Annotated in this window: 25 protein-coding genes; 5 read left to right on the plus strand and 20 right to left on the minus strand. The window is 55.5% G+C overall.

Features of this window, described 5'->3' with window-relative positions:
* Positions 1-24: 24 nt before the first annotated feature.
* The 8 genes from ACFFK0_RS20010 to ACFFK0_RS20045 all read right to left on the minus strand — a co-directional run bounded on the left by ACFFK0_RS20010 (position 25) and on the right by ACFFK0_RS20045 (position 9071).
* On the minus strand, positions 25-888 hold the full coding sequence (locus tag ACFFK0_RS20010; protein ID WP_377472104.1) for a deoxyribonuclease IV: 864 nt from the start codon (positions 886-888) through the stop codon (positions 25-27).
* Between the two features lie 13 nt (positions 889-901).
* Positions 902-1717 (minus strand): Fpg/Nei family DNA glycosylase, encoded by an 816-nt coding sequence (locus ACFFK0_RS20015; protein WP_377472430.1) that lies wholly within the window; start codon positions 1715-1717, stop codon positions 902-904.
* A gap of 66 nt (positions 1718-1783) precedes the next feature.
* Entirely contained in the window at positions 1784-3355 is a 1572-nt protein-coding gene (locus ACFFK0_RS20020; RefSeq protein ID WP_377472105.1) for a ribonuclease H-like domain-containing protein, read from the minus strand.
* A 1-nt stretch (position 3356) separates the two neighbouring features.
* The gene (locus tag ACFFK0_RS20025; protein ID WP_377472106.1) at positions 3357-5636 is read right to left on the minus strand and encodes a DEAD/DEAH box helicase; all 2280 of its coding nucleotides are present in this window, start codon (positions 5634-5636) and stop codon (positions 3357-3359) included.
* A gap of 358 nt (positions 5637-5994) precedes the next feature.
* Positions 5995-6210: a hypothetical protein gene (locus tag ACFFK0_RS20030; protein ID WP_377472107.1), complete on the minus strand. Its 216-nt coding sequence runs from the start codon at positions 6208-6210 to the stop codon at positions 5995-5997.
* Between the two features lie 118 nt (positions 6211-6328).
* A complete protein-coding gene (locus tag ACFFK0_RS20035; RefSeq protein ID WP_377472108.1) occupies positions 6329-7294 on the minus strand; it encodes a metal-dependent hydrolase in 966 nt (321 codons plus the stop codon).
* Between the two features lie 27 nt (positions 7295-7321).
* Positions 7322-8284, minus strand: a complete 963-nt coding sequence (locus ACFFK0_RS20040; RefSeq protein WP_377472110.1) for a lysophospholipid acyltransferase family protein — start codon at positions 8282-8284, stop codon at positions 7322-7324.
* A gap of 13 nt (positions 8285-8297) precedes the next feature.
* The gene (locus tag ACFFK0_RS20045) at positions 8298-9071 is read right to left on the minus strand and encodes a GNAT family N-acetyltransferase (RefSeq protein WP_377472112.1); all 774 of its coding nucleotides are present in this window, start codon (positions 9069-9071) and stop codon (positions 8298-8300) included.
* Positions 9072-9265: 194 nt separating this feature from the next.
* Here ACFFK0_RS20045 and tlp point away from each other — a divergent pair, with 194 nt between their 5' ends.
* Positions 9266-9481, plus strand: a complete 216-nt coding sequence (tlp, locus tag ACFFK0_RS20050) for a small acid-soluble spore protein Tlp (protein WP_377472113.1) — start codon at positions 9266-9268, stop codon at positions 9479-9481.
* Between the two features lie 61 nt (positions 9482-9542).
* On the opposite strand, the gene rnz is transcribed toward tlp, so the two are convergent.
* Positions 9543-10484: a ribonuclease Z gene (gene rnz / locus ACFFK0_RS20055; protein WP_377472431.1), complete on the minus strand. Its 942-nt coding sequence runs from the start codon at positions 10482-10484 to the stop codon at positions 9543-9545.
* 146 nt (positions 10485-10630) lie between these two features.
* Here rnz and ACFFK0_RS20060 point away from each other — a divergent pair, with 146 nt between their 5' ends.
* Positions 10631-11767, plus strand: coding sequence for a zinc-dependent alcohol dehydrogenase (locus ACFFK0_RS20060; RefSeq protein ID WP_377472114.1), 1137 nt, complete (start codon positions 10631-10633; stop codon positions 11765-11767).
* 90 nt (positions 11768-11857) lie between these two features.
* Here the strand turns inward: ACFFK0_RS20060 and metH are convergent, their stop codons facing one another.
* Positions 11858-15301, minus strand: a complete 3444-nt coding sequence (gene metH / locus ACFFK0_RS20065; protein ID WP_377472115.1) for a methionine synthase — start codon at positions 15299-15301, stop codon at positions 11858-11860.
* A gap of 208 nt (positions 15302-15509) precedes the next feature.
* Between metH and mtnD the strand changes: the two genes are divergently transcribed.
* Positions 15510-16049: an acireductone dioxygenase gene (gene mtnD / locus ACFFK0_RS20070; RefSeq protein ID WP_377472116.1), complete on the plus strand. Its 540-nt coding sequence runs from the start codon at positions 15510-15512 to the stop codon at positions 16047-16049.
* Between the two features lie 157 nt (positions 16050-16206).
* Here mtnD and ACFFK0_RS20075 read toward each other — a convergent pair whose 3' ends face one another.
* The 3 genes from ACFFK0_RS20075 to ACFFK0_RS20085 all read right to left on the minus strand — a co-directional run bounded on the left by ACFFK0_RS20075 (position 16207) and on the right by ACFFK0_RS20085 (position 17786).
* Positions 16207-17022: an HAD family hydrolase gene (locus tag ACFFK0_RS20075; RefSeq protein WP_377472117.1), complete on the minus strand. Its 816-nt coding sequence runs from the start codon at positions 17020-17022 to the stop codon at positions 16207-16209.
* 1 nt (position 17023) lies between these two features.
* Positions 17024-17221: a DUF896 domain-containing protein gene (locus ACFFK0_RS20080; RefSeq protein WP_377472118.1), complete on the minus strand. Its 198-nt coding sequence runs from the start codon at positions 17219-17221 to the stop codon at positions 17024-17026.
* Between the two features lie 151 nt (positions 17222-17372).
* On the minus strand, positions 17373-17786 hold the full coding sequence (locus ACFFK0_RS20085) for a LysM peptidoglycan-binding domain-containing protein (RefSeq protein ID WP_377472119.1): 414 nt from the start codon (positions 17784-17786) through the stop codon (positions 17373-17375).
* Positions 17787-17940: 154 nt separating this feature from the next.
* Here ACFFK0_RS20085 and lexA point away from each other — a divergent pair, with 154 nt between their 5' ends.
* Positions 17941-18564: a transcriptional repressor LexA gene (lexA, locus tag ACFFK0_RS20090; protein ID WP_377472120.1), complete on the plus strand. Its 624-nt coding sequence runs from the start codon at positions 17941-17943 to the stop codon at positions 18562-18564.
* Between the two features lie 225 nt (positions 18565-18789).
* Positions 18790-18912, plus strand: coding sequence for a hypothetical protein (locus ACFFK0_RS20095; RefSeq protein ID WP_377472121.1), 123 nt, complete (start codon positions 18790-18792; stop codon positions 18910-18912).
* A gap of 390 nt (positions 18913-19302) precedes the next feature.
* On the opposite strand, the gene ACFFK0_RS20100 is transcribed toward ACFFK0_RS20095, so the two are convergent.
* The 7 genes from ACFFK0_RS20100 to hflX all read right to left on the minus strand — a co-directional run bounded on the left by ACFFK0_RS20100 (position 19303) and on the right by hflX (position 26437).
* Positions 19303-19797, minus strand: coding sequence for a hypothetical protein (locus ACFFK0_RS20100; RefSeq protein WP_377472122.1), 495 nt, complete (start codon positions 19795-19797; stop codon positions 19303-19305).
* A gap of 190 nt (positions 19798-19987) precedes the next feature.
* Positions 19988-20257 carry a hypothetical protein gene (locus tag ACFFK0_RS20105; RefSeq protein WP_377472123.1) on the minus strand — a complete coding sequence of 90 codons (270 nt, stop codon included), beginning with the start codon at positions 20255-20257 and terminating at the stop codon, positions 19988-19990.
* 626 nt (positions 20258-20883) lie between these two features.
* Positions 20884-21333, minus strand: coding sequence for a hypothetical protein (locus ACFFK0_RS20110; protein ID WP_377472124.1), 450 nt, complete (start codon positions 21331-21333; stop codon positions 20884-20886).
* Between the two features lie 636 nt (positions 21334-21969).
* The gene (gene glnA, locus ACFFK0_RS20115) at positions 21970-23313 is read right to left on the minus strand and encodes a type I glutamate--ammonia ligase (RefSeq protein WP_377472125.1); all 1344 of its coding nucleotides are present in this window, start codon (positions 23311-23313) and stop codon (positions 21970-21972) included.
* A 17-nt stretch (positions 23314-23330) separates the two neighbouring features.
* Positions 23331-23759: a MerR family transcriptional regulator gene (locus tag ACFFK0_RS20120; RefSeq protein WP_377472126.1), complete on the minus strand. Its 429-nt coding sequence runs from the start codon at positions 23757-23759 to the stop codon at positions 23331-23333.
* Positions 23760-23839: 80 nt separating this feature from the next.
* Positions 23840-25111, minus strand: coding sequence for a methionine gamma-lyase family protein (locus ACFFK0_RS20125; protein WP_377472127.1), 1272 nt, complete (start codon positions 25109-25111; stop codon positions 23840-23842).
* Positions 25112-25117: 6 nt separating this feature from the next.
* Positions 25118-26437 (minus strand): GTPase HflX, encoded by a 1320-nt coding sequence (gene hflX / locus ACFFK0_RS20130; protein WP_377472128.1) that lies wholly within the window; start codon positions 26435-26437, stop codon positions 25118-25120.
* Positions 26438-26523 lie beyond the last annotated feature (86 nt).

Here is a 26523-nt window from a genome sequence, read left to right on the forward strand (position 1 = left end):
CGCGCCGCTCCTCCTTTGCCTTGCTTACCGTTTACCTGCGGCCAGCTCTCTAACGAAAGCGATTTCGGTGCGATGCGTTCCGTCGCCTCCCGTATCCGTCTCAAGCACAAACGGACAATGCGCCAAATGCGGTGACTGCAGCAATGCCTGGAGCCCGGCCAGCCCGATTTGTCCTCGTCCGATCTGTGCATGACGATCTTTACGCTGACCGGACGCGTACACCGAATCGTTTAGATGGACGGCCTTGACCTGGGCGAACAAATCCAGCTCTATTCCGCGCCGCTCCAGCTCCGGCCAATTTCGTCCGTCCCAGTAGCCGCTCGCGAACAAATGGCACGTATCGAGGCAAAATCCGACCTTATCCGGATAAGCGCACAGCCGGCGAATGTTAACCAGCTCCTCGAACGTCGTTCCGAGCTGGCCGCCTTCACCCGCCATATTCTCCAGCAGGAACAGCGCTTGGCCCCGATAGTCGGCGAGCACGCTATTGATTAATTGTATTATATTTTTGTACCCTTGTAACGGGTCAGGCCCGGAAAATTTGCCAAAATGCACGACTAGCCCGACAGAACCGCACGCGTCGGTAATGTCGAGCGCATTCAGCAGCGCGTCGCGCGTCGCCGCCTGCACCTGCGGATCCTCGGCAGCCAGATTGACCGGATACGGGGAATGTCCGATCGACAGCAGGCCGTGCTCCATGCTGTAAGCTGCGCAAGCGTTCGCATCGCTGCGGTCGAAATTCGGCTTCAGAGCGAGACTGCGAGGGTTTTTCGGAAAGTATTGAAAGGCATTCCCGCCGATCAGGTGCGCTGTCCTGGCAGCATCGGCGTACCCGCGCCGGATGCTGACATGGCTGCCGATGCGCGGCAAGCGGTTAGTCGTAATCATAGATAGGAGTCTCCTAGTGTTGGCATTGCGTGCAGAAGAAGCATTTGCGGGAATTCACTTCGGCGAATGCGATAGGACTGCCGCAACGGATGCACGGTTCGCCTTTCCGGTCGTACACGGCGCATAACGGATCAAAACCGCCGGTCAAAGTATCGCCCGCGAACAGCGGAACGTCCATATAACCGCCCCGCTCCGTCGCCGTCCGCAATACATGCCTCATTGCATCGTATAAGCTTCTCGTCTCACCGGCGTCCAGTTCCCCTGTCCGCCTCGTCGGCAGAAGGCCGGCGGCAAAACAAATTTCATCGGAATAGCAATTACCGATACCGGAAACGACAGCCGCTTGATCGACGAGCACCGACTTGAGCGTCCCCCGCTTGCGCCTCAGCAGCTCGGCGAACCGCTGCGGCGTCAGCGAAGGATCGAACGGGTCGGGACCGAGCTTGCCGAGAGCCTCCTGAAGCGCGGCCGGATCGTGAATATGCAAGTAGCCCAGCCGCAGCCCGTGAAAATACAGCTGCTTGCCGTCCGCAAAGCCAAGCGTCACTTGGGCGCTTCGGTCCGGCTTCTGCTCCTCCGTCCCGTAAAACATCGAGCCGCCCAGCATCAAATGCAAATGCAGCGTAAGCCCGCTTGACAACGGGAACAGCAAATGCTTGGCGCGTCTTTCGACGGTAGACATCACACCGCCCAATACGAGACGGCAGAACGCATCCGGCGGAACGTTCACCGTCTTCTCCCGCTCGACACGAACAGTCGTGATCGGCTTTCCAGCAACCAGCGGAAATAATGCACGCCGGTAATGCTCCATCTCCGGCAGCTCGGGCATCACGCACACCTCGCCTTGGCAGGTTTTCCCTCAGTGTGCGCCGGAGCCAGGTTTATTTATACATGACTAGACAAGACTTTCCCATACGTATTGCGGCGGCATTCTTTTCGTCCGCGGAGCGCCGGGACGGCGGGACGATGCAAGGGGCTGCGCCTCGCTATGCAAAATGAATGCTTTAACGTCCGCGCTGCCGGTCGGCCTGCACGCCCCATGTCCTTCCCGCTCGGCTCCGCGCCGCAGCTTGCCCTGCAGCCGGCGGATACGCTGCTGCAGCGACTCCACGAGCTCGCGCTGCCGGTCGTCGACACGGCTTAACGACATCCGTTTCCATACCCGGTTGAGCGCTTCCTCGGCATAGCGGAGTGCGTCGTCATGCTTGCGCTCCCGGTGTTCGCAGTGCATAGCCAGCTCGATGTAAGGCTCGACGGCGCAGGCAAAGCTCCCGCCCCGTTCGGCGACATAGGTGCGCCACAGCTCGGCGGCGGCATCGTAGGCTCCCGACTTTTTGTACGCGGCAGCCAGCTCCAGCAGCAGCCGGTCGCGTCCAGGACGGACACCTCCCTCCAGCAGTCTGCCGGCAAGCCCCGCTCGGGCCTTGTCGGCCAGCTCAGGCCTGCCGAGCTTGTCGAGCCATAAGCTCGCCCGCAGCAGCTCCTCGTCGCCGAGTCCGTCCGCCGGTTCCGGTCCGCTGAGCAGCTTGGCGACAACGACCGACAAAGCGGCAAGAGAGACGATATCGTGCTCGTTATGTACGAAGACGCCGTGCATGACACTCGGGTCGCGCTCAGCCAAATATTGCACATACAGGATTGGGGCCATAGAGCCGGGCACATCGTCCTTCCGCCGGAAGCCCAGCTTGCCTTCCTCTACGACGGCAAGACGGCATGAAGGCAAGCTTGTCTTCCACAAGCTTCGCGCCGGGTACAGCAGGTCGATATGGCGGCAGCGGCCGGTATCGGCCTTGCGCCGCGCCAGCACGAACCGGCTCTGCAAGATGGGCCAGTCGAACGAACGCCCGTTGTACGATACGATGTGATCAAAGCCCAGCAGCAGCTCCTCAAAGTAAGCGAGCATCGCCGCTTCCTCTGCCGGGTTGCGGATAAAGAGCTGCCTGACGGTGAAACGCCCCTCTCTAAAGAAGCCCAACCCGATCATGAACGGCACATTACCTGCTCCTATGCCCAAACCGGTCGTTTCCGTGTCGAAAAACAGCAGCTTTTCCAGTTCAACGCCGATTTCGGATTCCGCCCCCGACTCTGCCCCCGACAGCATTCCGTCCGCATCGGCCGCTCCCTTCTTTGCCGTCCGTTTCCGTCTCCGGCCGGAAGCTTGCCGTCCTGCCGGAGCAGCGCCGGCCGACAATGGCGATAACGCTCCGGCTAAGTCCTCCAAGTCGCCAAGCGTGCAATCGCCGTGACGGTATTCCGCATCGTAGATGCACTCGCGAAGCAGGAAACTGCCCACCGCGTTGCTCTCCGTCCGCACGCCGCCGAGCCGCTCCCAGCCTGATTCGACGACAGCTTGCGGATGGCCGGCGCCGGCCGCCCCAGCTCGCTCCGATGAACCGCCGGCGCCGGCGGAGGCGCCGTTCTGCGGCGTTCCCTTCAGTCTTTGCAGCCGCTCCTTTAATCCGCTCATGTTACGCCCCCACTTCGCTAAGCAGACTCAGCGCCAGCTGCTTGCCTGTCAGCCCGACCTCCTCGATCGGTCCAACGCAAGCCGGACAGCCGCTTAAGCATTTGCAGCCCGAGATGTGCCGTTTGGCCTCGTCCAGCAGCCGGCGGTGCACCTCGTACAGCCGCTCGCTCAGACCAATCCCGCCGGGATACCGGTCGTAGAAAAAAATCGTCGGCTTCTTATTGTGCAGCGCCTTCACCTGCGGTACGACCCGGATATCGAGCGGATCGCACATCAAATACAGCGGCGCAATATGGACCAGCACGTTCGCAATGCCGAGCAGCGCAAATTGCATGTCGTTCGCCGACCGCTTCGCCGTCACCTCGTCGTCGAACGTGAACCAATATGAGCTTGTGTGCAGCTCCTCTTCGGGCAGATGAATCGGTCCGGAACCGATATTTTCGTGGGTGCGGAGCTTGATTTTCTTAAAGATCGTCGGCTTCGCATTAACCGTCACGTCGCCGAACTGCCGCAGCAGACCGGCATATTGATCCTCCCGGTTTACGTGCAGCACCTTCAGCTCGACCGCCAGGTTGGCGTCCGTGTAGTAGTCGACGTCCACTTCCCGCACATACGCCTTCTTCTCGTCGTAATCAAGCTTCTCGACTTGAAATTGGACGCCTTCGTGAATGTAGATCGCTTCCTCGTGCAGCAGCGTAGGCGCGCTGAACCGGTCGACCTCGCCGAGCACCTTGGCCCCCGCGGTCATATCGATGATGATAAAGTTCTCCTGCGCTGCCGAGCGCAGCGAAATATTTTGCGCGGGAAACGACTGCTCCATCCAGTACCACCGGCCCTCGGCCTTGTGCAGCACCCGCTCCTCGACCAGGTACTCCAGCAAATCCTCCAGCGGCTCCCCGCCGAACGTCTCGCCCGGCTCGAACGGAAGCTCATACGCGGCGCACTTGACATGATCGAGCAATATGATCAGATTATCGGGATGAATGAGCGCCCGCTCCGGAGGCCTTTCGAAGAAGTAACGCGGATTCTGCACGATATATTGATCGAGCGGGTTAGAGCTGGCCACCATGAACGTTATCGACGTCTCCTGCCTGCGGCCGGCCCGGCCGGACTGCTGCCACGTCGAGGCGATCGTCCCCGGATAGCCGTTCAATACGCACGCCTGCAGCTGGCCGATATCGATGCCCAGCTCGAGCGCATTCGTCGACACGACGCCGCGAATGTCCCCGCTGCGCAGACCCCGCTCGATCTCGCGGCGCAGCTTCGGCAAGTAGCCGCCGCGGTAGCCGCGGATCGACTTCGTGCCGAGCTCGTGCCGGACAAGCTCCTGCAAATACGTCAGCAGAATCTCGACGCGAACCCGGCTGCGGGCAAACACGATCGTCTGAATGCCTTGCTTTAGCAGCAAACCCGCGAGCTTGCGCGTTTCCAGCACTGAGCTTTTGCGGATGCCCAGCTGCTGATTGACGACCGGAGGGTTATAGAACACGAAATGCTTCTCCCCGGCTGGAGCGCCGTTATCGTCGACGAGCGATACCGTCTCGCCGATCAACCGCTCCGTATGCTCGCGGGGGTTGTCGATCGTCGCCGACGCGCAAATGAATTGCGGCGAAGAGCCGTAAAACCGGCAAATCCGCTTCAGCCTCCGGATGACGTTGGCAACGTGCGATCCGAATACGCCGCGGTACGCATGCACCTCGTCGATGACGATGTATCGCAAGTTCTCGAACAGCTTCACCCACTTCGTGTGATGCGGCAATATCGCGGAGTGAAGCATATCCGGATTCGTCACGACGACATGCCCGGCATTGCGGATCGCCTGACGCACCGCCGGCGGGGTGTCGCCGTCGTACGTTGACGTCTTGATGTCTACGCCCATCTTATCGACCAGCTCCTGCATTTCCGCTACTTGATCCTGAGCCAGCGCTTTCGTAGGAAACAAATATAACGCCCTTGCGCTGTCGTCGTCCAGGATGCGCTGCAGCACCGGAAGATTGTAGCAAAGCGTCTTTCCGGACGCGGTCGGCGTCACCGTTACGACGTGCCGCCCCAGCGCCGCTTCCCGGAAGGCCGCCGCCTGATGCGTGTACAAGCTGCGCACTCCTCGCTCCCTAAGCGCCTCCTGCAGCCCGGCATGCAAGCCTTCCGGAAACTCGGCATAGCGCGGCTCCCGCGGCGCAATCGTATGCCAGTGAGTCACCTGCGACATGATTTCCGGCGTGTTCCGCACCAGCTCGATCATCTCGTTCATGGAGCCCACTTTACCCGTCAGTCTGTTCATAGTTGCCCGCTCTCCTCTTTCGCTCACCTTATGACGGTGACCGTGAAGTTCTGTTCTTTTCATTATACAGAATACATGTTCGCCGGGCAACAAATGTTCGGATACATACGTTCGGACGCGGTCGATACCGCGCAAATGAGCAAGGCCGTGAACGGCGCTCTATACGGAGCGGCCTTCCACGGCTGGAGACATACCTATTTCAGACCCCCGGTGACGCAACGGAGGGTGAAGGTACGATTTGACAAACCTATCCACTCATTCCGGCGGCGGTACACCAACAGTTACAATCAGCGGCACGCTATGCGCTGCAATGGCCTGCCCGCGATATCAACATAAGGTTCCTTCTATGGCCGGCGAATTAGTCCAGGTCGACCGAATCGTCGTAGTCGTACCGGAAGCCGTCCATCGGCGGCGCAGCGGCGGACGATTCCGAATGCAGCGCATCATACGAGCTGGATTTCAGCTTCTGCAGCACCTCGCGCAGCTCGCGCCGCTTCGATTCATTCGTTTCATGCTGAATGGCCGAATGCAGCGCCATCTCGATCAATACGACATCCTGGCTTGTAAAGTTCATCAGAGCGTCCCCTTCCTGTTCCTTACAAATATGGACTTCCATAACCGTTAGTGTAGCCATCGCCGCGTCGTTCGATACGGTCCGAGCGCCGCGTTCAAAACAAAAAGCACAGGGCGCCTTATACATAAGGCGGGTCCCATGCCTTCTTCGTCCAGCCGAGACGATCGCTGACCACGTTCAAGTCGGAATCCAGCTGTACATCGACTCCGAACGGAAGCTTATGATTGTGCCAAAAGCGGAGGTCGCGCCAATGAACGACATATCCGTCCTGACCTTCCGTCAGCCGCACGTGAACTCTCTGGGCGAAATGCAGAAACGCGCGCACCCCGTCCGTTCCCATCGTCGCCTGGATCGCGGGATGTGTCTGATCCTTCGTGTACACATCCTTGACCCGAATGTCCCGGAAGCGGATCGTTCCGTTGTAGAACGTATCTGCGGTTTCCAGTACAAATTGCCAGTGAAACCACCACAAGGAAGGCACGATATGGCATACGCCCTGCTCGATTTCCAGCTCCTTCTTCACAAGCCGGACCGTATGCGCATGATGCCATGCCCGCACACCGATGTAAGCAAACGTGAGCAGGTAAACCGCCAGAAACAAGCGGCCGGGCTCGGCAGCGCCGGTCATCCAGGCAATGACGCCGATGCTGTGAACCGCAAACAAGAACGGATCGAATAACGGTAAAATGTCCAAATGATGCCACTGCTTCGAAAACGGACGGAAGCATTGCACCCCATATACGTTCAGCCAATCGAGAAACACATGGAAAATGACGGCCGCCATCGTCCATAAGCTTAAAGTCAGCACATGCTCCCATACGCCGAACAGCCCGGCGGCCGCTCCGCCGATCGCCAGCGGCCACAATAACAGCGCCGGTAACGAATGCGTAACGCCGCGATGATGGCGAATGTACGAAGCGTAGCTCTTGAGCCGCACGACCGTATCGAAGTCCGGCGCATGCGAGCCGACCAGCGTCGCCGTCAGCACGGCGCCGGCCAGCAGCGGACTATTCGCGACTTCCGGCTGCAGCATCGCAAGGCCGGCCAGTGACGCTCCAAACAGAAGATGACTTCCCGTATCCATCTCGATTCCTCCCGTCAAAAAAATGACTCAGCCCGCGAATTCGGCTGCCTGCTCGCCGGCATGCTCGTCATGCGGCCCCTCCGCCTCTTCCCATCGTTCATTCGCATTGAACCAGTAAAACCACTGCGTCGGATCGGCTCTTATGATCCTTTCCAGCTCTGCGTTCAAGGCGATTGTGGCCGCCGCCCGTTCGTGCCGGCCGAACCGTTCGTGAAGCATCAGCGGCACGCCGAAGCGAAGCCGGTGCCGGAGACCTTTCATGCGGCTGGCGTGCAGAGGCACGATCGGTACCTTCTGCTCGATGCCGAGCAGCGCCGCGCCTTCCGGCGCACGTGTCGGCCGACCGAACCATTCCGTCTTCGGAAACGCCGGGCGATAAAAGTCGCCGAGCAGGAAGACGACACCGCCCCCGGCGACGTGCCTCCGCAGCGAACGGATCAGCTCGATCGGCGGCGTTATGTCGTAGTCGAAGCCGCGGCAGCCAAGCTCTTTAAACTTCATATAAATGGGATGCAGCTCCGGACTTTGCGCGGTCGCAACGGTCAAGCAGTCGTAACGCTGCGACAAGTACCAGTACGCGTAGAAGAAATTGCCGGTATGCGGCGTATATACGATCGCGCCTTTCCCGGCTTGCAGCGCTTCTTCGAGCCGGTGCTCACCCTCAACGCCGAACTTGCCGGCCAGCCTGCCTCGCTCCCGCAGACGCGGCAGCCCGTACACCCCGATCAGCAGTTCATACATGGTGACCGCAACATTGGCCATATAGGTGCGCGCGAAGCCGGGAACGTATCCGGAAGCTTCCGCTCCGAGCATATTCCGCATGTTGGTTTCGATTGCCGATCTCGTCTTCGCACCGAGCATGCGATACACAAGACGCCCCGCAGATGCCAGAACGGCCTCCAACAGCCGCGGCGGCAGCCAGCCTGCGAGCCGGAACAGCGCCCGGTGCACACGCTCGCTGCGCGTTAACAGGCCTATCCAGTCGTACACTGCAAGCTCCCCCCTAGCTGTTCAAGAAATGCTTGCGGTAACGGCGGGTAACCCGGTCCTTCTGCAGCACGATGAAGAAATCGACCGTTTGAAAAATATCGTCGTAAGCCGGATCCCCGCCTATCTCCGCACCAAGCCATTGATAACCTTTCATCAGCGGCGGCAGCTTGCGGAACACTTCCTTCTCGTCGAGCTCCTGCTCGATCAGCTGAAGTCCGTCGATACGGTGCGTCGGAAGCGGTTGAACGCCGAACCGGTCCGTAATGACTTGCTTACGGCGAAGCATCGTGTAGATCAATTTCAAGTCCTCCAGCGAGGACATATGGATACTGGCGCAGCCGATCAGATGATCGTAGCCGCGTTCCGTTATGTACGTTGCAATGCCTTCCCACAGCATCTGAATCGCTTTGCCGCCTCTGTACGCTGGCGCTATGCAGCTTCTTCCGAGCTCCAATGTATGTTCCTTGCTGGGCGTGAAGGCGGACAAGTCGAATTCCGTCTCCGAATAAAAACCGATATTACGCTGGGCAACGTCCCCGGGGAGCAGCCGATAGGTACCGACGACACGATCCAGGACGGCATCCTTCACAATCAGATGATCGCAATAGGCGTCGTACTCATCTTGCTCGAGCCCGGTTTCCGACCGCATCCTCATGTTCTTCTCTTCTTCTACAAACACTTCGTAACGGAGACGCAGAGCCTGCTCCACTTCTTCAGTGCTGTCGGCCAGCTTCATGATCAGCTGTGAAGGCTGGGGACGTAGTGCTTCCATTAAAGCACCGTTCATCGATGGTCACGCCCTTCGGTTTGTAATAACAAGAGCGTACCACCGGATTATTAAGATGACGTTTACTTGCCGTTAAGGTTTTGTGTAGTTTGAAGGCGGAAGCGCCCTCCCCGCTGTACGTATATTTGGCGGCGCGGAGCAGCATTTTATATTCGTAATACCCAAATTGATCATGCGTAAGGAGGGACATTCCAATGGCCAAACCGGATAACCGCGCCGACAATGTCGAGCACCTGCAGGAGAGCATCCAGAACACGATTGAAAATCTGGAAGAAGCGGAAGATTACCTCGACGAGCATGCCGACGAAATCAGTGCGACCGAATACGAGCAGATCGCATCGAAGAACGAGCGCCGCCGCGAGAGCATCGAAGGCTTCCGCAGAGAAATCAAGGACGAAGCGAACAGCTAATCGGGCGCAAACGAAAAAGCATCCGTCCGCGATCGAGATCGCGGTACGGATGCTTTTTTTGTCATAACGCTCCCGCCGGTTTACGGGCAATCGTGTAGCTGAAATGATCGTGTGCGAGATGTGTGTCTGCATGCAGTTCTTGCGCCTCGTGAAGGAGCACGTCCGCTTCCTCCTCCTGGTAGCGCGAGGAAATATGCGTCAGAATGAGCGTGCCTGCCCCGGCCTCCCCGGCCACGCGCGCGGCATCCACCGAAGTGGAATGGTCGTAAGCAAGCGCCAGCTCCTGGCGGTTCTGCGCGAACGTCGCTTCGTGCACAAGCACGTCGGCGCCGCGGGCCAGCTCCCTGGCGCCGTCGCAATAGCGGGTGTCGCCGAGAATGACGACCGTGCGCCCGGCGATCGGCGGTCCGATGACGTCGGCGCTGCGAACGACGGTTCCGTCCGGGAGCGTGACATCCTGTCCGCTCTTCAGCCTGCCGTACAGCGGTCCGCTCGGCAAGCCGAGCTCCCGCAGCTTGTCCGTGAGCAGCTTGCCCGGCATGTCCTTCTCCTCAATCCGGTAGCCCCAGCATTCAACCCGATGCTCCAGCCGCATCGCGGTCACCCGGAAGGCGTCGTCTTCCCAGACGAGTCCCTCCTCTTCCAGTTCGACAATCTCGAGCGGATAAGCCAGATGCGCATCGCTGACCAGCAGCGACGTTTCGACAAAAGCGCGCAGCCCCTTCGGTCCGTACATCGAAAGCGGCGTATCTCCGCCTTGGTATGACCGGCTCGTCAATGCGCCGGGAAGGCCGTATATATGATCTCCGTGAAGATGCGTAATGAAGAGCTTCTCCAGCTTGCCGATCTTCACCGGCGATTTCAGCGCCTGGTGCTGTGTCCCTTCCCCGCAATCGAACATCCAGCAGGTTCCGCGCTCCGCCAGCAGATTGAGCACGATCGACGTTACATTGCGCCGTTTGGAGGGCATCCCCGCACCGGTTCCTAGAAAATAAAGCTCCAACCTCGGCACCCCGTTTCTCCGTGATGTCCCATTCATCCTAGTGGAAAATGCCGCCAAAGTCAAACACCGCGAAGCACCCGCGCGCATGGAAAGGGTGAAATTGCGAACGCTATGATGAGCATGAATTTTCCCTTGGAGGATGATCGATGAAAGCCGTCACTTATCAGCACCCGAAAGAAATTGAAGTCAAGCAGATGCCCGACCCGAAGCTGGAGCGAGCGGACGATATCATCGTTCGGGTGACGACAACCGCGATTTGCGGCTCGGACCTTCATCTTGTGCACGGACTCGTACCCGGCTTATACAAGGACTACGTTATCGGCCATGAGCCGGTGGGCATCGTCGAAGAGGTCGGCAAGGATGTTACTAAGGTGCGCAAAGGCGACCGCGTCGTCATCCCGTTCAACGTCTCTTGCGGTGTGTGCCGGTATTGCAGCGCCGGCCAGGAATCCCAATGCGACAATTCCAACCCGCACGGTGAATCAGGAGCCTACCTCGGTTATTCCGATACGTACGGCGGCTATCCGGGCGGTCAAGCCGAGCTGCTGAGGGTTCCATACGCCAATTTCATGCCGTTCGTCATCCCGGAGCACAGCGAAGTGACGGATGAGCAGGCCGTAATGTTATCCGATGTGCTGCCTACAGCCTATTGGAGCGTCGACAACGCGGGGGTGAAGGATGGCGATACCGTCATCGTGCTCGGCTGCGGCCCCATCGGCCTCATGACCCAAAAGTTCGCCTGGCTGAAAGGCGCGAAGCGCGTCATTGCAGTCGACTACTTGCCATATCGGCTACAGCAGGCGAAAGCCATGAATCTGGTCGAAACGTTCAATATCGAAGACTTCGAGGGCATCGGCGACCATTTAAAGGAAATTACGGGCGGCGGCGCGGATGTCGTCATCGACTGCGTCGGCTTGGACGGCAAGCGCACTGTACTCGAATGGGTAGAGACCGCACTCATGCTGCAGGGCGGCTCCATGGGCGCGATTCAAATCGCTTCCCAATGCGTCCGAAAGTCCGGCACGATTCACTTGACAGGCGTGTACGGCTTGCGTTACAACGCCTTCCCCCTCGGCGATCTGTTTTCCCGCAATATTACCCTGAAGATGGGGCAAGCTCCCGTTATCCATTACATGCCTTACTTGTTCGAATTGATCGAATCCGGGCGTATCGACCCATCTGCGATCATCACGCACAGGCTGCCGCTCGATCAGGCGAAGCATGCCTACAACCTATTCGACCATAAGCAGGAAGACTGCATCAAGGTCATTCTTAACCCGTAAAACAAGTCCCCCGCTTATCGGAGAAATATTCCTTATTCAAAAAATAAAGCCTGAGCAGCGTCGCGCCGCTCAGGCCGATGTTACGCGGATTTATACTTTCTCCACGTTGAAATATCTCGCCTCCGGATGCGCGAAGACGATCGCGGACACCGACGCCTCAGGCTCCATCATCGAGCCTTCCGTCAAGTCTACGCCGATATCGGCCGGCTGCATAAGCGCGAACAGCTTCTGCTGATCGTCGAGGTCCGGACACGCCGGATAGCCGAACGAGAACCGCTGTCCGACATATTTGGCCCCGAACCGCTCCTGCATCGTCATATCGGCCCGATCCGGAATGCCCCATACATCGCGCATGATATGGTGAATGCGCTCGGCGAACCCTTCCGCCGTCTCCAGCGCGGCCGCTTGCAGCGCATGCGAGCGCAGGTAGTCGCCCTTTTCCCGCCACTCACGGGCAAGCTCGGAAATACCCGCGCCCGCCGTGACGACAAGGAAGCCGACATAATCCATTTCGCCGCTGTCGACGGAGCGCAAATAGTCGGCCAGGCACAAATACGGCTCCGTCTCCTGCCGCGGGAACGAGAACGTCTGCAGCACGGTCTTGCTGTCGGCCGGATCGTAAACGATCACATCGTTGCCCTTCGATTGCGCCGGGAAGAAGCGGTACATCGCCTGCGCCTTAATGATGCCGTTCGATTGCGCCTCCTGGAATATCCCGTCTACGGTCTCTTTTAGCTGCAGCGCCTTCGGATCCTTGTCCTCCAGCAGCTTCTCGACCTTGCCTTTAAGCCCCAAGTGATGGCCGAGCAGCATTTGCATATTGACATACGGCAAAATATGTCCGATCGGATAGTCGCGCAGCACGTGCCGCTCGAGATCCGGCGGAATGCGGACCGGCACATCGCGGGATACGGATGATGTGTAGACGCGCGTCAGCTTCGGCATTTCGCTCTCCGCCTTACCCGCCTCCTTGACGTCCGACTCCTTGCTCTCGCGCAGCTCTTGAATGAGCCGCATGCGCTGCTCCGGATTGCTTAGCTTGTTGGCGATGTCGAGCCCGTCCATCGCATCCTTCGCGTACAAGACTAGTCCTTCATATTCCGGCGCGATTCGTGTCTTCGTAAATTTGCGGGTTAGCGCCGCACCGCCGACGAGAATCGGTACGTCGATGCCCGCGCCCCGCAAGTCCTGCGCCGTCACAACCATCTGCTGCGCCGATTTGACGAGCAGGCCGGACAAGCCGATCGCATCAGGCTTCTCGCGGCGGTACGCCTCAATCAGCTGCTCCGGCGGCACCTTGATGCCGAGGTTGATGATCTGATAGCCGTTGTTCGACAGGATGATCTCGACCAAGTTTTTGCCGATGTCGTGGACGTCGCCCTTGACGGTAGCCAGCACGATTTTTCCTTTCACGGCGCTCTCGGTCTTCTCCATATGCGGCTCCAAATGCGCCACCGACGCCTTCATCACTTCGGCGCTCTGCAGCACCTCCGCAACGATCAGCTCGTTGTTGTTGAACAGGCGGCCGACCTCTTCCATCCCTTTCATCAGCGGACCGTTGATGATCTCAAGCGGCGCGTATTTCGTCAGCGCCTCGTCGAGGTCCGGGAACAGTCCTTCCTTGGTGCCTTCGACGACGTACGAGCTCAGCCGCTCCTCCAGCGTCAGGTTGGACAGCTTTTCCTTCTTCTCGACCTTCTTCTCGCGGAAATGCGCCACGAATTTGGCCAACGTTTCGTCATTCGTATTATAAATCAGGTCCTCGGCCAGCTTGCGGTCCTCTTCCGAAATCGAAGCGTAGCGCTCCAGCTTCTCGGTGTTGACGATCGCGTAATCGAGTCCCGCTTTCGTACAATGATACAAGTAAACCGAGTTCAGCACCTCGCGGCCGGCATCCGGCAAGCCGAACGAGATGTTCGACAGGCCCAGAATCGTCTTCGCCTTCGGGTACTTCTCCTTGATCATGCGGATGCCTTCGATCGTTTCGACAGCGGAGCCGATATACTGCGGATCGCCGGAGCCGACCGGAAACATGTTCGGGTCGAAGATAATATCTTCCGGATTCATCCCGTATTTGTTCGTCAGCAGGTCGTATGCGCGGTCGGCGACCTCCATCTTCGCCTGGCGCGATACCGCTTGGCCGCGCTCGTCGATCAGAATGCACACGACGGCGGCTCCGTATTTGTGAATGAGCGGAACGATGTTCTGGAACTTCGTCTCGCCATCCTCCAGGTTGATGGAGTTAATGATGGCCTTGCCCTGTGAATATTTCAGACCGAGCTCGATGATGTGATCGTAAGTCGAGTCGATCATGAGCGGCACTTTCACCTTCTTGACGACCTGCTGCAGGAAGTTTTCCATCGCATACGCTTCGTCGATGTCCGTATCCTGCAAGTTGATGTCGACGACGTGAGCGCCGTTCTTCACCTGGTTGCGGGCGATTTCCGACGCTTCCTCGAACTTTCCTTCTTTAATGAGGCGCTTGAATTTCCGCGATCCGGATATGTTTGTCCGTTCTCCTACCATGATCGGCCGGTTGTCGTCTTCGATATAGACCGTTTCGATTCCGGATACCGCAGGCGGGTGGCTGCCTTCCTGAGCACGCGGCTTGTACTTCGCCATCGTTTCCGCCAAGGCGCGAATGTGCGCAGGCGTCGTACCGCAGCAGCCGCCGGCAATGTTGATCCAGCCCTGCTCGGCGAATGCAGCCATCTTCGCCGCGAGCGACTCCGGCGATTCGTGGTAATGGCCGTTCTCATCCGGCAAGCCTGCGTTCGGATAGCAGCTGATCGCCGTTCCGGCGATGCCGGACAGCGTCCGAATATGGTCGCGCATGAATTCCGGTCCGGTTGCGCAGTTAAGGCCGATGGAGATCGGATTCAGATGCTCGAGCGAGATAAAGAACGATTCGATGTTTTGCCCGGCCAGCGTCGTGCCCATCGGCTCGATCGTACCGGAAATCATGATCGGCAGCGTGATGCCGGTCGTCTCGAATGCGCGGCGAATGCCGATCGAAGCCGCCTTCACGTTCAGCGTGTCCTGCGAAGTTTCGACAAGAAGCGCGTCGACACCCGCTTCCACAAGAGCAAGCGCCTGCTCGTAGTAGCTTTCTTCCAGCTGCTCGAAAGTGATGCCGCCCGTAACGGAAAGCGTCTTCGTCGTCGGGCCGATCGCCCCGGCTACGTAACGCGGCCATTCCGGCGTCGAATATTCGTTCGCCGCTTCAATTGCCAGCTTCGCCGCAACAAGGTTCAGCTCCCGCGCGCGGTCCTGAAGGTCGTATTCGGCCAGGACGACGCTTGTCGAGCCGAATGTGTTCGTTTCGATAATATCCGAGCCTGCTTCGAAGTAGGCTCGGTGAATTTTCGATATGACATCGGGCCTTGTCAGAACGAGCATTTCGTTGCAGCCATCGAGCTCTTCCCCGCCGAAATCGGCGGCCGTCAAGTTCTCCTGCTGGATCATCGTTCCCATGGCGCCGTCGAGAATTAATATTTTTTGCTTCAGACGTTCTTGTAATGTCGGTTTGCTCATCGCTTTCTACGTCCTTCCCCCGCAACCGTAAAATATGTCTATTAGTGTAGCAGAATCGCTCTCTGAAAGGAAGGCATTCCATTTTCTTTATTTCACATCCGAAATGTCGGAATAATATTGCCCGAATGCATCGACAAACGGAACATTTTTCTCTATAATACCTAATAATGACTGATGAATCCTACGATAATGAAAAGAGGTTGATCTCATGGCAGAGATTCGCATCCGCAATACCGGCGAGCGCATTAGCGGCTTCGAGAATGTGAAGGCGTTCCTTGATAAGCAAAACGTACTGCACGAGAGATGGGACATGAGCAAGCTTCCCGAGCACCTGCGCGAGAAGTTCGTGCTGACCGACGAAGAGAAAGCCGAAGTTCTGGCATCGTTCGACGAAGAAATCAAGGACCTTGCCGCACGACGCGGCTACCAGATTTGGGACTTGATCTCCTTGTCCGATCAAACGCCGAACATCGAAGAGCTTCTTAAGAAGTTTGAGCAAGTGCACACGCATACTGAAGACGAAATCCGCGCCATCACGGCAGGTAAAGGCATCTTCATTATTAAGAGCGACGAAATCGGCTATTTCGACGTTGAGCTCGAAGCCGGCGATGTCATCTCCGTCCCTGAGAACACGAACCACTTCTTCACGTTGATGGATAACCGTCAAATCGTAGCCGTTCGCCTGTTTATCGAGAAGGACGGCTGGATCGCTTACAATGTGGACGATCCGGAGTACGTAAAAGCGTAAGCTACTGAGACAATAGGAGACTTCTAGCCGGTGTCGGTGAATTGCCGATATCGGCTTTTTTTGTGCGAAACCGGCGCGTCTGCGCCGTGCAAAAAAGAAAGACCGGAAGCCGCAGCCTTCGGTCTTTCTTTCTTAGGAATATTTTGTAGTAGTGCTGTTAACCAAGCGAATGAATAATCGGTAAAATATCTTCCAGCCGCTGTACCCTGTGCTTCGGTACGATAACGTCCGCCGCCGGGATGATGCCGTTCGGCGAGCCGGCGTCGTGGTGATCGATCCAGATGTTGGTCATGCCGATTTGATTGGAGCCGAGAATGTCCGTCGTCAGCTTGTCGCCGATCATCACGCCTTCCTCCGGAGAGATGCCGAGCAGTCCCAAGGCGTGATGGAACAATGCCGAGGACGGCTTTCCTTCCCCGAAGCTGCCGGAAATGACGATATGATCGAAATAGCCCGCGAGCTCCGGTACACCGTCCAGCTTCTCCTGCTGCAAATCGGGTGCCCCGTTCGTCAGCAGCAGCAGCTTATAGTCGGCGCGTAATTGCTGCAGCACACGGAATGTCGAATCATAGACATACGGCCGGGCGCGGCGCTCCTTCGGGAACTGTTCGCCAAGCTCGCGGCCAAGCGCCGGGTTGTCCACTCCGAGACGTGCAAGCCCCCCGGTCCAAGCTGCCGTTCGGTATCCCGGCGCCAGCTCCTGGAGCTTCCGGAACATCGGATGATCGCCTCCGGTAAAATTCGCCCAAAGTCCTTCGAACGGATTAATGCCGATCATCTTCGTAAACGGATATGTCTCGAAGCCCTCATATAAGTGGCGCGCCTCCGCTCTGACCGCTTCTTCCAGAAGCTTCGGGTCGACGCCGGTTCGTTGCGATGCCGTTTGGCACGTCGCTTCGAAAGCCTCCTTCACGCTGCGATCATCCCACAGCAGCGTATCGTCCAAGTCAAACAAAACCGCTTGCAGCTTCATCTCAGTTCTCCCTCTTCGTCTTATCCTCTTCGTCTACGAATTTAATCGATTCCAGCTGCTGACGCAAGTTGGATTTGAATGCTTGAATATATCGGCTTCGGAGCTCGTTGCGCTCGTCAATTTCTTCATCCGTCAATCCGACTGTTTTCGCTTTGCGCGCCAGCTCGTTGATTCGCTGTACGGTTTGCTCCGCATCCATGTTGTCAGCCCTCCTGCAGATGTTATGCTTCTTACTTTGCCACCCTCCGATGGCATTGTCAAGCTTACGGCCGCTTTAAAAAACGAAAAGGAACGCCGGTCTCCCAGCGTTCCCTTCACTATATAGAGTGAATAAGATCATAGAGCCTCTCTTACGGTAACAGCAGCTGCTGGCCGACCTTAAGCGAGCTTCCGTTTAATTGATTTACGCGTTTGATTCGTTCAATATATGAGCGAACATCCATTCCCTTCGGTGCATGTTCTTGTGCGATATCCCATAGCGTATCTCCTTGCTCAACAATAACCGTTTGATCCGTCGTCGATACCAGTGCCTGCGATTGCATTAAATTCGTTGCTGCCGAAGCCGAACCCTCCGGAACATATGTTCCCTTCCCATCTGTTCCTGCGTTTGCTTGCACAATGGCGCCGATTGTTACGACGGTAAGAATGATCGCGAACATGATCGTGAATCGGAACAAAAACTTGCGGCGTATAAACTTCGATGTATGTCGACCCTCGGAAGTGTTGGAACGGGAAACTGCCGGCTGGTAAACTGCATATTGCATAAAATAACAACCTCCAAACGCTTGTTCGTATCTGATGGCATTAGAATAACACGAACACATGTTTGAGTCAATGGTTTTCTCGAACTTATGTTTGTACGAACTCGAGTTCTGTGTTATACTTCAGATAATAATTACCAAAGTGGAGGGTTTCGACTTGAGCAAGATTTCCCAACGGCAGCATGCCATACTCGAATTCATTAAGACCGAAGTAAGGGACAAGGGGTATCCGCCTTCCGTCCGGGAGATCGGCGAAGCGGTCGGACTCGCCTCCAGCTCCACCGTGCATGGACATTTGGAGCGACTGGAGAAGAAGGGCTTGATCCGCCGCGACCCGACGAAGCCGAGAGCGATCGAAATTTTAGGTCATGATGACAATCCCTCAGCCGACTTCTCCTTCGGTATCGCCCGCGTCCCTCTGATCGGTAAAGTAACGGCCGGGGTGCCGATCTTGGCAACGGAGAACATCGAAGACTATTTCCCGCTTCCTAGTCATACAGTCGGCGATTATAACGTGTTCATGCTTACCATTGTAGGCGAGAGCATGATCGAAGCGGGCATCCATGACGGCGACTACGTGATTGTTCGCCAGCAGCAGACAGCGAACAACGGCGATATCGTCGTCGCCATGACGGACGATGACGAGGCCACTGTGAAGCGGTTCTTCAAGGAACGCGATCACATCCGACTGCAGCCGGAGAATTCATCTATGGAGCCGATCCGGCTCAACCACGTCACCATTCTCGGCAAGGTCATCGGATTGTACCGGGAAATTTATTAAGACTACTAGCTTGAAGGAACGGTCGTCGCAGGAAGACGGCCGTTTTGTTTTTGACGTCTTGTCTATAACGAACAAAGCCTCTCATCTCCCCGCAAGTTGCCACACATCGCCGCATTCGTCTATAACGGCATTACGCCGATTCCGCTATTCAGCCGGACAAGTGTACAATCGCGTTTGCCTTCAGCTGCATAATTTGGAATAGCTCCTTACAAGGAGGTGTTTCCCATGAAACGAGATCACAAAAAGAAAGTCATCGTCGTCGTTCTGAAACCCGGCCAAAAGGCTCTTGTCGTCTGCAAACATGACAAAAAGAAAAACCCTCATCGTGACGGGGATACAGTAAGCTAGAACCTTAGATCGAGCACCTGATCGGGCTAAGGTGCTCGATTTTTTATCATGTAAGCACTTCCGCAATCAATCTACGTATAGCCTGTCAAGCGGAAATCACCGCTGCATCTCCGATTTCAAGTTTGAATCACAGCAAAAAAACCACACTGAACGGCGCGAAAGGCTCCAACATATATCTCGTTTCATACAGCGTCATATACCGATCGCGTTCTCACTAATGCTCTTGCGTGCGGTTTATGTACGAAACCACCGGCACAGCGCCAAGCTCATGTAACGTTCCGGGACTCCATTGGATTGACTAGTTGCGTTGAATCGAACATATGGTCAATTCGCCAATAAACATCTTACCATTTGAGCCGATCGACCGTTGGACATTCGCGGGTTTGGACATTACTTGGCAGGCTTCCAATAAACCCAATTTGTATCTATTTCTGCTTCAAACTTGGAATCATTCGGAAAGAATATCTCCTTATTCAGTTTGAAAAATGACCAATACTCTACGTAGTTGATTATTTTATTGTTCTTAAGGAAGATTATCGTATGAGCTTCGTCACTTGGATTAATAAAGGTTTCCGAGGTCCAATGGAATCCAAGCTTATTGTTTACATCTTTGCCGTCTGCGTAGGGACCGAAAATGTACATTTTATCCCATTCGAAATGAACTAACTCTTTAAAGTCAACGGCAAATACTTCATTTGGATTATTTTTCTTATTCCGTTCCAGTTTTTTCAATTCCTGCTCTATTCTGTTTTGTTCATGAACATCGATTTTTTGAGATACCTTTAGTTCACTCTTATCAAAGCAAGTGATGGCGTAAGTGACGATCATTGCAAAGGTCAACATTGCTATTAATGAAACGAATACACGTCGTAAAGAAATAGCCATTCAGCACCCCTTGGAAAATAATTCAACCAAATTATATCAAACTTTTATGAAGGTGGAAAAATAAACCAGAACCAAAATGCCTAGCAAAAAATCCGTAGAGAACAGCTTTCTCTACGGACTTCGCAGCGCGTTGCGCCAGGCTATGTTTAAATTGACGTTGATGAACGAGCTTGCCGATGGGCTGTTATCCCTAACTTTGTTGGAAAATGTAAGCACCGTTTGTAGCGCCCTTAGTTCTGATAGCGATTGCTGTAGCAAAGCCTCCGCTTAAAGAACCAATTCGAGCGATACCGTACGGCCGAACACTGATGGTCACTGTGTTGTTTAAGAGAAGTACAAAAGATTTGCTGCTGTTGTTGGAAATTGCTAGAGTCCCACTAATCCCTTTCGGCACCGTAAGAAGTGTTTTCGTTCCAGCTGTAGAGAAGTTAAACGACCCGGCATGAGCATATTTAGCCATAAATTCCCACCTCCGATAATTATGATATTCGGGAAAGTGGTTTACGCTTGGGTGATTGTCATGAATAGCGAATACATGGGAGGTGAGCTTGATTCAAATTGAAGTGGGTGGGCGCAGCCCCTGCTATCGGGTAGGCAGGAAAAACGTCGGGTTCATGTGATTGAATACGGAGCGCCGGAACGCAATTAGTCAACCGGGCAATTTGAAGAAAGACGGAAATCAAGGTAAATCCGGATGGACATGGCGCAGGAAATTTACCGAATGGGCACAAGGGGTTTATGAAGTTTCACGGACAAGTTTGAATATTGAAGAGCTTGGGGTAATCAGGTATGGAATATGAGTTTCAATCTTACGAAAATATGAAAGCTAAATCGAGGGAGTTATCGACACTCATATAGAACTGAAGCGTCACATGTGTTCGGGAACGAACGTAGGCCGCATTTGACTGACGGCACAGGAATGAATATCGAAGAATATGAGCTGATCAATTGAGCAGAATACGGCGAAACTATCGGCAAGCACGAATGGAACTCAAAAATGACTTATACGAGAGCGCGTAAAATTTTCAAAGGAGCTGCGTGCCGCAGCCCCTTTGAAAAAAGCTTGGTTCAGAACTAAAACGCCGTTTAGTACAACCAAGGGCTAAGGTAATAATAATTATTCGGATCATAACCAGAGAAACTTGATTTAAATACTACAAAATTATATCTTGCGTTTGCTTCAAGTGTAAACGACACCCACTCAGGGTTTCCGCTTCCTTGAGATAAAACAGTTACTGGTACCGGTTCTCCATAGTTTTTATTAATAACGAAGAGATATTTAGTGTTTGCTGGACTCTGGAGATGAAGGGTCATTGTTCTTCCACCATCATTCGCTCCGGCTTGAAAGTAAAACCAATCATGATCATTTTCTGAACTAATCTTCCCCATAGCCAAGTCGCCATATCCTAAAAACTGAGCTGCATCGTGGTAATCATTAGGCTCTTTGTCATAGACGGTTGCGGCGAAAGCCGATTGTGAGCCCACAAGCAATGCAAATGTTGTAGTTAATGAAATAACAAGTTTATTAATTTTCATATGGTATTCCTCCGAATGAGATTATATGGAAGAAGTTGGCCAACAACCCCATGTAATATATTACCATATAATCCATAGAGTTAAACCTTATATTTTCTTATTTGGTTATTTATGGGTACAAAACGAGTATTGGCATAGGCACTTAGTTTGAAATTTCATTCTCGTCAAAGTCGTAGGTGGTTTCTGCCGAAACACTTAGAAGAAGCCCCTGCGAACGCTGTGACAATCGTGAATATTGAGCGGACGATCTCGAAAAGCTTGGAAGCGATGAAGGCAGAGCTCGAAAGAAGCAGTCTGGCGGCATGGCCGTTCTGACCGAGGAAGAAGGTCTCGCCATCCTATTGCAATACATGGAGTCGTTCAAGCAGCGGAGTGCGTCACTTATTCGCCGGAGTCGTCTCAAACACCCATGCGGGAGCGAGAACTTATGTAGTCTTCCATTTACAATGGTCTCCACCTTTACGATCCATCCGCTGTCTTCATACATAGTTGACCGAAGCATCGAACTGTTTGAAAAATACACCAAAAATAAAATATTGGGGGCATTTCGGGGGCAGACCGGAAATTCTCCGGCAACCCCTTGAATGCCCCCAATTCTAATCCCTCGAAAACCAATGATGTCAAGCCATCATGGGATTAATACAGCGTCATGTACTGATCGCGTTCCCACTGATGAACTTGCGTGCGGTACATATCCCATTCGATTTCCTTCAGCTCATAGAAGTGCGACAGCGCATGCTCGCCTAGGCAATCGCAGAGCACATCGTCGCGCAGCAGCTCCTCGAGAGCGCCCTTGAGGTTGAGCGGCAGGCTCGGAATACCTTGCTCCTCGCGCTCCTCCTCCGTCATCACGTAAATGTTCCGGTCGGTCGGCGGCGGAAGCTGCATCTTGTTGCGGATACCGTCCAGGCCCGCCGCGAGCATAACAGCGAGAGCCAGGTACGGGTTCGCCGCCGGATCCGGGTTGCGCACTTCGATCCGGGTCGACAAGCCGCGGGACGCCGGAATGCGGATCATCGGGCTGCGGTTGCTTGCGGACCAAGCGACGTAGCAAGGCGCCTCATAACCCGGCACAAGCCGCTTATACGAGTTCACGGTCGGGTTCGTAATGGCTGCAAGCGCACGCGCATGGCGTAAAATACCGGCCATATATTGGCGGGCCGTCGCGCTGAGCCCCAGCTTGTCGGACTCGTCATAGAACGCATTCTCGTTGCCGGTAAACAGCGACTGGTGACAGTGCATGCCGGAACCGTTCATCCCGAACAGCGGCTTCGGCATGAACGTCGCATGCAAGCCGTGCTGCCGGGCGATCGTCTTGACGACGAGCTTGAACGTCTGGATTTGGTCGGCTGCGGTAATCGCGCTCTCATATTTGAAGTCGATTTCATGCTGGCCCGGGGCTACCTCGTGGTGGGAAGCTTCAATCTCAAAGCCCATCTCCTCCAGCGTCAGCACGATGTCGCGGCGGCAGTTCTCGCCGAGGTCCGTCGGGGCCAGGTCGAAATAACCGCCTTGGTCGTTAAGCTCCGAGGTCGGGTTCCCCTTCTCATCCGTCTTGAACAGGAAAAACTCCGGCTCCGGACCGACGTTGAACGAGGTGAAGCCCATTTCCTCCGCTTCAGTCAAGGCACGCTTCAGAATGCCGCGCGGGTCGCCCGGGAACGGACGGCCGTCCGGCATATAAATATCGCAGATCAAGCGGGCTACCTTATTGTTGCCGGAGGTCCAAGGGAATACGACCCAGGTCGACAAATCCGGATACAAATACATATCGGATTCTTCAATCCGGACATAGCCTTCGATCGAAGAGCCGTCGAACATCATCTTGTTATCCAGCGCCTTAGGCAGCTGGCTCACCGGAATCTCCACGTTCTTGATCGAACCGAGCAGGTCGGTGAATTGCAGACGAATAAAGCGTACGTTCTGCTCACGTGCAATACTGAGAATGTCTTCCTTGGTATAATTGCTTTTGTGCGCCACTCAACAAACTCCTCTCTTCATCGTAAAATATTATTATTTCGCGAAAAGCGGGTCAGCTCGCCCTGAATCAACGATACTTGGCCCGGGCGTTTGCCTCCGCCTAACAGCTGCTGCTTGAGCATCTTATGCAGCTGAGAGTCGGTCAATTCTCTGCGCTTCGATTCCGATTGCTCTGTCAGCACGGTTGCGTCCTCGGAATCTTTGGAAACCGGCAGAAGCACTTGCTTAATGCCGGCGATGTTGACGCCCTTCTCGATCAAATCTTTAATCTCGAGCAGCCGCTCCACGTCGTTAAAGGAGTACAAGCGCTGATTCCCGGACGTACGTGCGGGAATCACCAATCCGTGCTGCTCGTAATATCGAATTTGGCGCGCCGTCAAGTCCGTCAGCTTCATGACGATGCCGATCGGAAACAGCGCCATATTGCGGCGAATTTCATCGCTCATACTCACCACTCCTGTACACATTGTGCCTGATGTTATTTTAACCCACCAGACACAAAAGTGTCAATCTATGTTAGGTATGTTCACAATAAATTGCGATCAACCAAACATTGAATGGCCGTCATAATCCCGAACTTGCAATGAGAATAGGTCAATCCGCCCTGCACATAAGCAATGTACGGTTCGCGTATCGGAGCATCCGCGGACATCTCCAGACTGCCTCCCTGAATGAACGTTCCCGCCGCCATAATGACCGGCGACTCGTACCCCGGCATATCCCACGGCTCCGGAACAACATGCGCGTCAACGGCCGCCGCCTTCTGAATTCCCTGGACGAAAGCGATCAAGTGCTCGGCGCTGCGGAAACGGATCGCCTGGATGAGGTCGGTCCGCTCCTCCTCCCAGCGCGGATGCGACTCAAAGCCGAGCTGCTCGAACATCGCCGCGGCGAACACCGAGCCCTTGACGGCTTGTCCGACCAGATGCGGCGCCAGAAACAAGCCTTGAAACATCGCGCGCGTCGCTCCCAGCATGGCGCCGACTTCGCCGCCGATGCCCGGTGCCGTCAGCCGGTATGCGGCAAGCTCCACAAGCTCTCTTCTCCCAGCAATATATCCGCCCGACGGAGCAATGCCGCCGCCCGGATTTTTAATCAACGAGCCGGCAATCAGATCCGCACCGACTTCGGGAGGCTCCAGCCGCTCCGTAAACTCGCCATAGCAGTTATCTACAAAAGTAACGACTTCCGACTCCGTCTCAGACGCGAGCCCTTTTACAAAACGCACCATCTCGCCGATTTGCGCAACCGAGAACGACGGACGCCAGTCGTAGCCGCGCGAGCGCTGAATGCCGACCATCTTCGTATTCGGCGTCCAAGCGGCGCGAATACCTTCCCAATCGACTCCGCCGTTCTCGAGCAGCGGCACTTCGTCGTATTCGATGCCGAAGTCGCGCAGCGAGCCTGTGTTCCCTTCACCGGGCTTGCCGATAATATTATGCAGCGTGTCGTATGGCCGCCCCGTTATGTAAAGCAGCCGGTCGCCCGGCCGCAGTACGCCGAACAGCGCGGTGCCGATCGTATGCGTGCCGGATACGAAATGCGGCCTGACGAGCGCCGCTTCCGCACCGAAGACGTCGGCATAGACGAGATCGAGCGTTTCCCGTCCGCTGTCGTTGTACCCGTATCCCGTCGAGGAAGCGAAATGATAATCGCTTACCCGATGCTTCTGAAAGGCCCGAATAACCTTCCATTGGTTGTAATCAACGATCGCATCAAGCTTCCTTCGCATCGGCTCGATGCGCCGTTCGGCCTCCTCGGCCCACGAAGTAATCCTTACGTCAAACCCAAGCTCCATCCTGTTTCAGCTCTCTCCCCGGTGCTGATCCCCTTGCTTCGCTTCGTCATACGCAGCGAGCAAGTAGCCTAATTTTGCATAATCGTCTTTATTAACACGCACCTCGAACCGCATCTCGTCGCCGTCCACTTCATTCGATACGACGTCGCCGATGCGATAGACGAGGGAAATGACATCCCCTTTGTCGGCCGGTACGCGGAACGTCTTGCTGTCGCCCATCAGCTTCTCTTGAATGGCGTTGCGCAGCCGCTCCAAATCCGTATCCGAGTAAGCGTTAATTCGTATGAAATCGCCGCCCGTCGTCAGCAGATCGACCCTTTCGCTGTCGGGTATGAGATCGATTTTGTTAAACACGGTCAGCCGTTCTTTGCCGCTTGCGCCAAGCTCCTCGAGCACTTCGTCCACGACGCGCATTTGCTCGGAACGCATATCCGACGAGCTGTCGACGACATGCAAAATGAGATCCGCTTCGTTCGCTTCCTCCAGGGTCGCACGGAAGGCGGCGATCAGATCGTGCGGCAAATTTTGAATAAATCCAACCGTATCGGTCAGCACGATCTCTTTCCCGCTCGGCAACTCCATCGTCCGCGACGTCGGATCGAGCGTGGCGAACAGCTGATTTTCCACGTAGACATCGGCGTCCGTGAGACGCTTCAGCAAAGTCGATTTGCCGGCATTTGTGTAGCCGACCAGCGCGACCTGGAACACGCCGGTCTTCTTCCGACGCTCCCTGTGCAGCACCCGATGCCGTACAACTTCGCTGAGAGCGGCCTTCAGGTCCGTAATGCGCCCGCGGATATGCCGGCGGTCCGTCTCCAGCTTCGTTTCGCCGGGACCGCGCGTCCCGATGCCGCCGCCGAGCCGCGACAAGTTTTTGCCGTGTCCCGACAGCCGCGGCAGCAAATAGCTGAGCTGAGCCAGCTCAACCTGGATAATCCCTTCGCGGGTTTTGGCACGCTGCGCAAAAATGTCGAGAATGAGCTGCGTCCGATCGATAATCTTCACATCGAGCGCTTCCTCCAAATTGCGCACCTGCGCCCCGGACAGCTCCTGATCGAAAATCGCCGTGTTCGCACCCAGCTCGTCGAGCCGAGCCTTCAGCTCCTCGACCTTCCCTTTGCCGATCAGCCAGCGGGCATCGGGCGTGTCCTTATTTTGCCGCATCGTCTCGAGCACCTGAACGCCGGCGGTTTCCGCCAAGCTGACGAGCTCCGCGAGCGAATATTCCGCCATCGCCTCGCTCCGCTTCTGAACGGTCGACACAAGACTGACCAATATCGCCCTATCCTTTACGCTGCTGTTCGTATCATATGCAGTCATCGACATGTCCCCTTCGCCGAAGCTAACATCGATCGTTAACTTCCGTTGTAAGTTTATCATAGAACCGGAGCAAAAGAAAAACCGCAGCCCGT

This window comes from Paenibacillus chartarius (assembly GCF_042432825.1).
In the GTDB taxonomy this organism is placed as follows: domain Bacteria; phylum Bacillota; class Bacilli; order Paenibacillales; family NBRC-103111; genus Gordoniibacillus; species Gordoniibacillus chartarius.

Excerpts from the sequence above, each read along its gene's own strand:
- ACFFK0_RS20080 (WP_377472118.1), bottom strand. The coding sequence starts at position 17,221 with ATGGATGCGGAGCAAACCGTACAGCGAATCAACGAGCTGGCGCGCAAA.
- ACFFK0_RS20025 (WP_377472106.1), bottom strand. The coding sequence starts at position 5,636 with ATGAACAGACTGACGGGTAAAGTGGGCTCCATGAACGAGATGATCGAG.
- ACFFK0_RS20020 (WP_377472105.1), bottom strand. The coding sequence starts at position 3,355 with ATGAGCGGATTAAAGGAGCGGCTGCAAAGACTGAAGGGAACGCCGCAG.
- mtnD (WP_377472116.1), top strand. The coding sequence starts at position 15,510 with ATGGCAGAGATTCGCATCCGCAATACCGGCGAGCGCATTAGCGGCTTC.
- ACFFK0_RS20110 (WP_377472124.1), bottom strand. The coding sequence starts at position 21,333 with ATGAAAATTAATAAACTTGTTATTTCATTAACTACAACATTTGCATTG.
- ACFFK0_RS20085 (WP_377472119.1), bottom strand. The coding sequence starts at position 17,786 with ATGCAATATGCAGTTTACCAGCCGGCAGTTTCCCGTTCCAACACTTCC.
- ACFFK0_RS20125 (WP_377472127.1), bottom strand. The coding sequence starts at position 25,111 with ATGGAGCTTGGGTTTGACGTAAGGATTACTTCGTGGGCCGAGGAGGCC.
- ACFFK0_RS20100 (WP_377472122.1), bottom strand. The coding sequence starts at position 19,797 with ATGGCTATTTCTTTACGACGTGTATTCGTTTCATTAATAGCAATGTTG.
- tlp (WP_377472113.1), top strand. The coding sequence starts at position 9,266 with ATGGCCAAACCGGATAACCGCGCCGACAATGTCGAGCACCTGCAGGAG.
- ACFFK0_RS20045 (WP_377472112.1), bottom strand. The coding sequence starts at position 9,071 with ATGAACGGTGCTTTAATGGAAGCACTACGTCCCCAGCCTTCACAGCTG.
- metH (WP_377472115.1), bottom strand. The coding sequence starts at position 15,301 with ATGAGCAAACCGACATTACAAGAACGTCTGAAGCAAAAAATATTAATT.
- ACFFK0_RS20120 (WP_377472126.1), bottom strand. The coding sequence starts at position 23,759 with ATGAGCGATGAAATTCGCCGCAATATGGCGCTGTTTCCGATCGGCATC.
- ACFFK0_RS20035 (WP_377472108.1), bottom strand. The coding sequence starts at position 7,294 with ATGGATACGGGAAGTCATCTTCTGTTTGGAGCGTCACTGGCCGGCCTT.
- ACFFK0_RS20030 (WP_377472107.1), bottom strand. The coding sequence starts at position 6,210 with ATGAACTTTACAAGCCAGGATGTCGTATTGATCGAGATGGCGCTGCAT.
- ACFFK0_RS20015 (WP_377472430.1), bottom strand. The coding sequence starts at position 1,717 with ATGCCCGAGCTGCCGGAGATGGAGCATTACCGGCGTGCATTATTTCCG.
- ACFFK0_RS20075 (WP_377472117.1), bottom strand. The coding sequence starts at position 17,022 with ATGAAGCTGCAAGCGGTTTTGTTTGACTTGGACGATACGCTGCTGTGG.
- hflX (WP_377472128.1), bottom strand. The coding sequence starts at position 26,437 with ATGTCGATGACTGCATATGATACGAACAGCAGCGTAAAGGATAGGGCG.
- ACFFK0_RS20010 (WP_377472104.1), bottom strand. The coding sequence starts at position 888 with ATGATTACGACTAACCGCTTGCCGCGCATCGGCAGCCATGTCAGCATC.
- ACFFK0_RS20105 (WP_377472123.1), bottom strand. The coding sequence starts at position 20,257 with ATGGCTAAATATGCTCATGCCGGGTCGTTTAACTTCTCTACAGCTGGA.
- ACFFK0_RS20095 (WP_377472121.1), top strand. The coding sequence starts at position 18,790 with ATGAAACGAGATCACAAAAAGAAAGTCATCGTCGTCGTTCTGAAACCC.
- ACFFK0_RS20060 (WP_377472114.1), top strand. The coding sequence starts at position 10,631 with ATGAAAGCCGTCACTTATCAGCACCCGAAAGAAATTGAAGTCAAGCAG.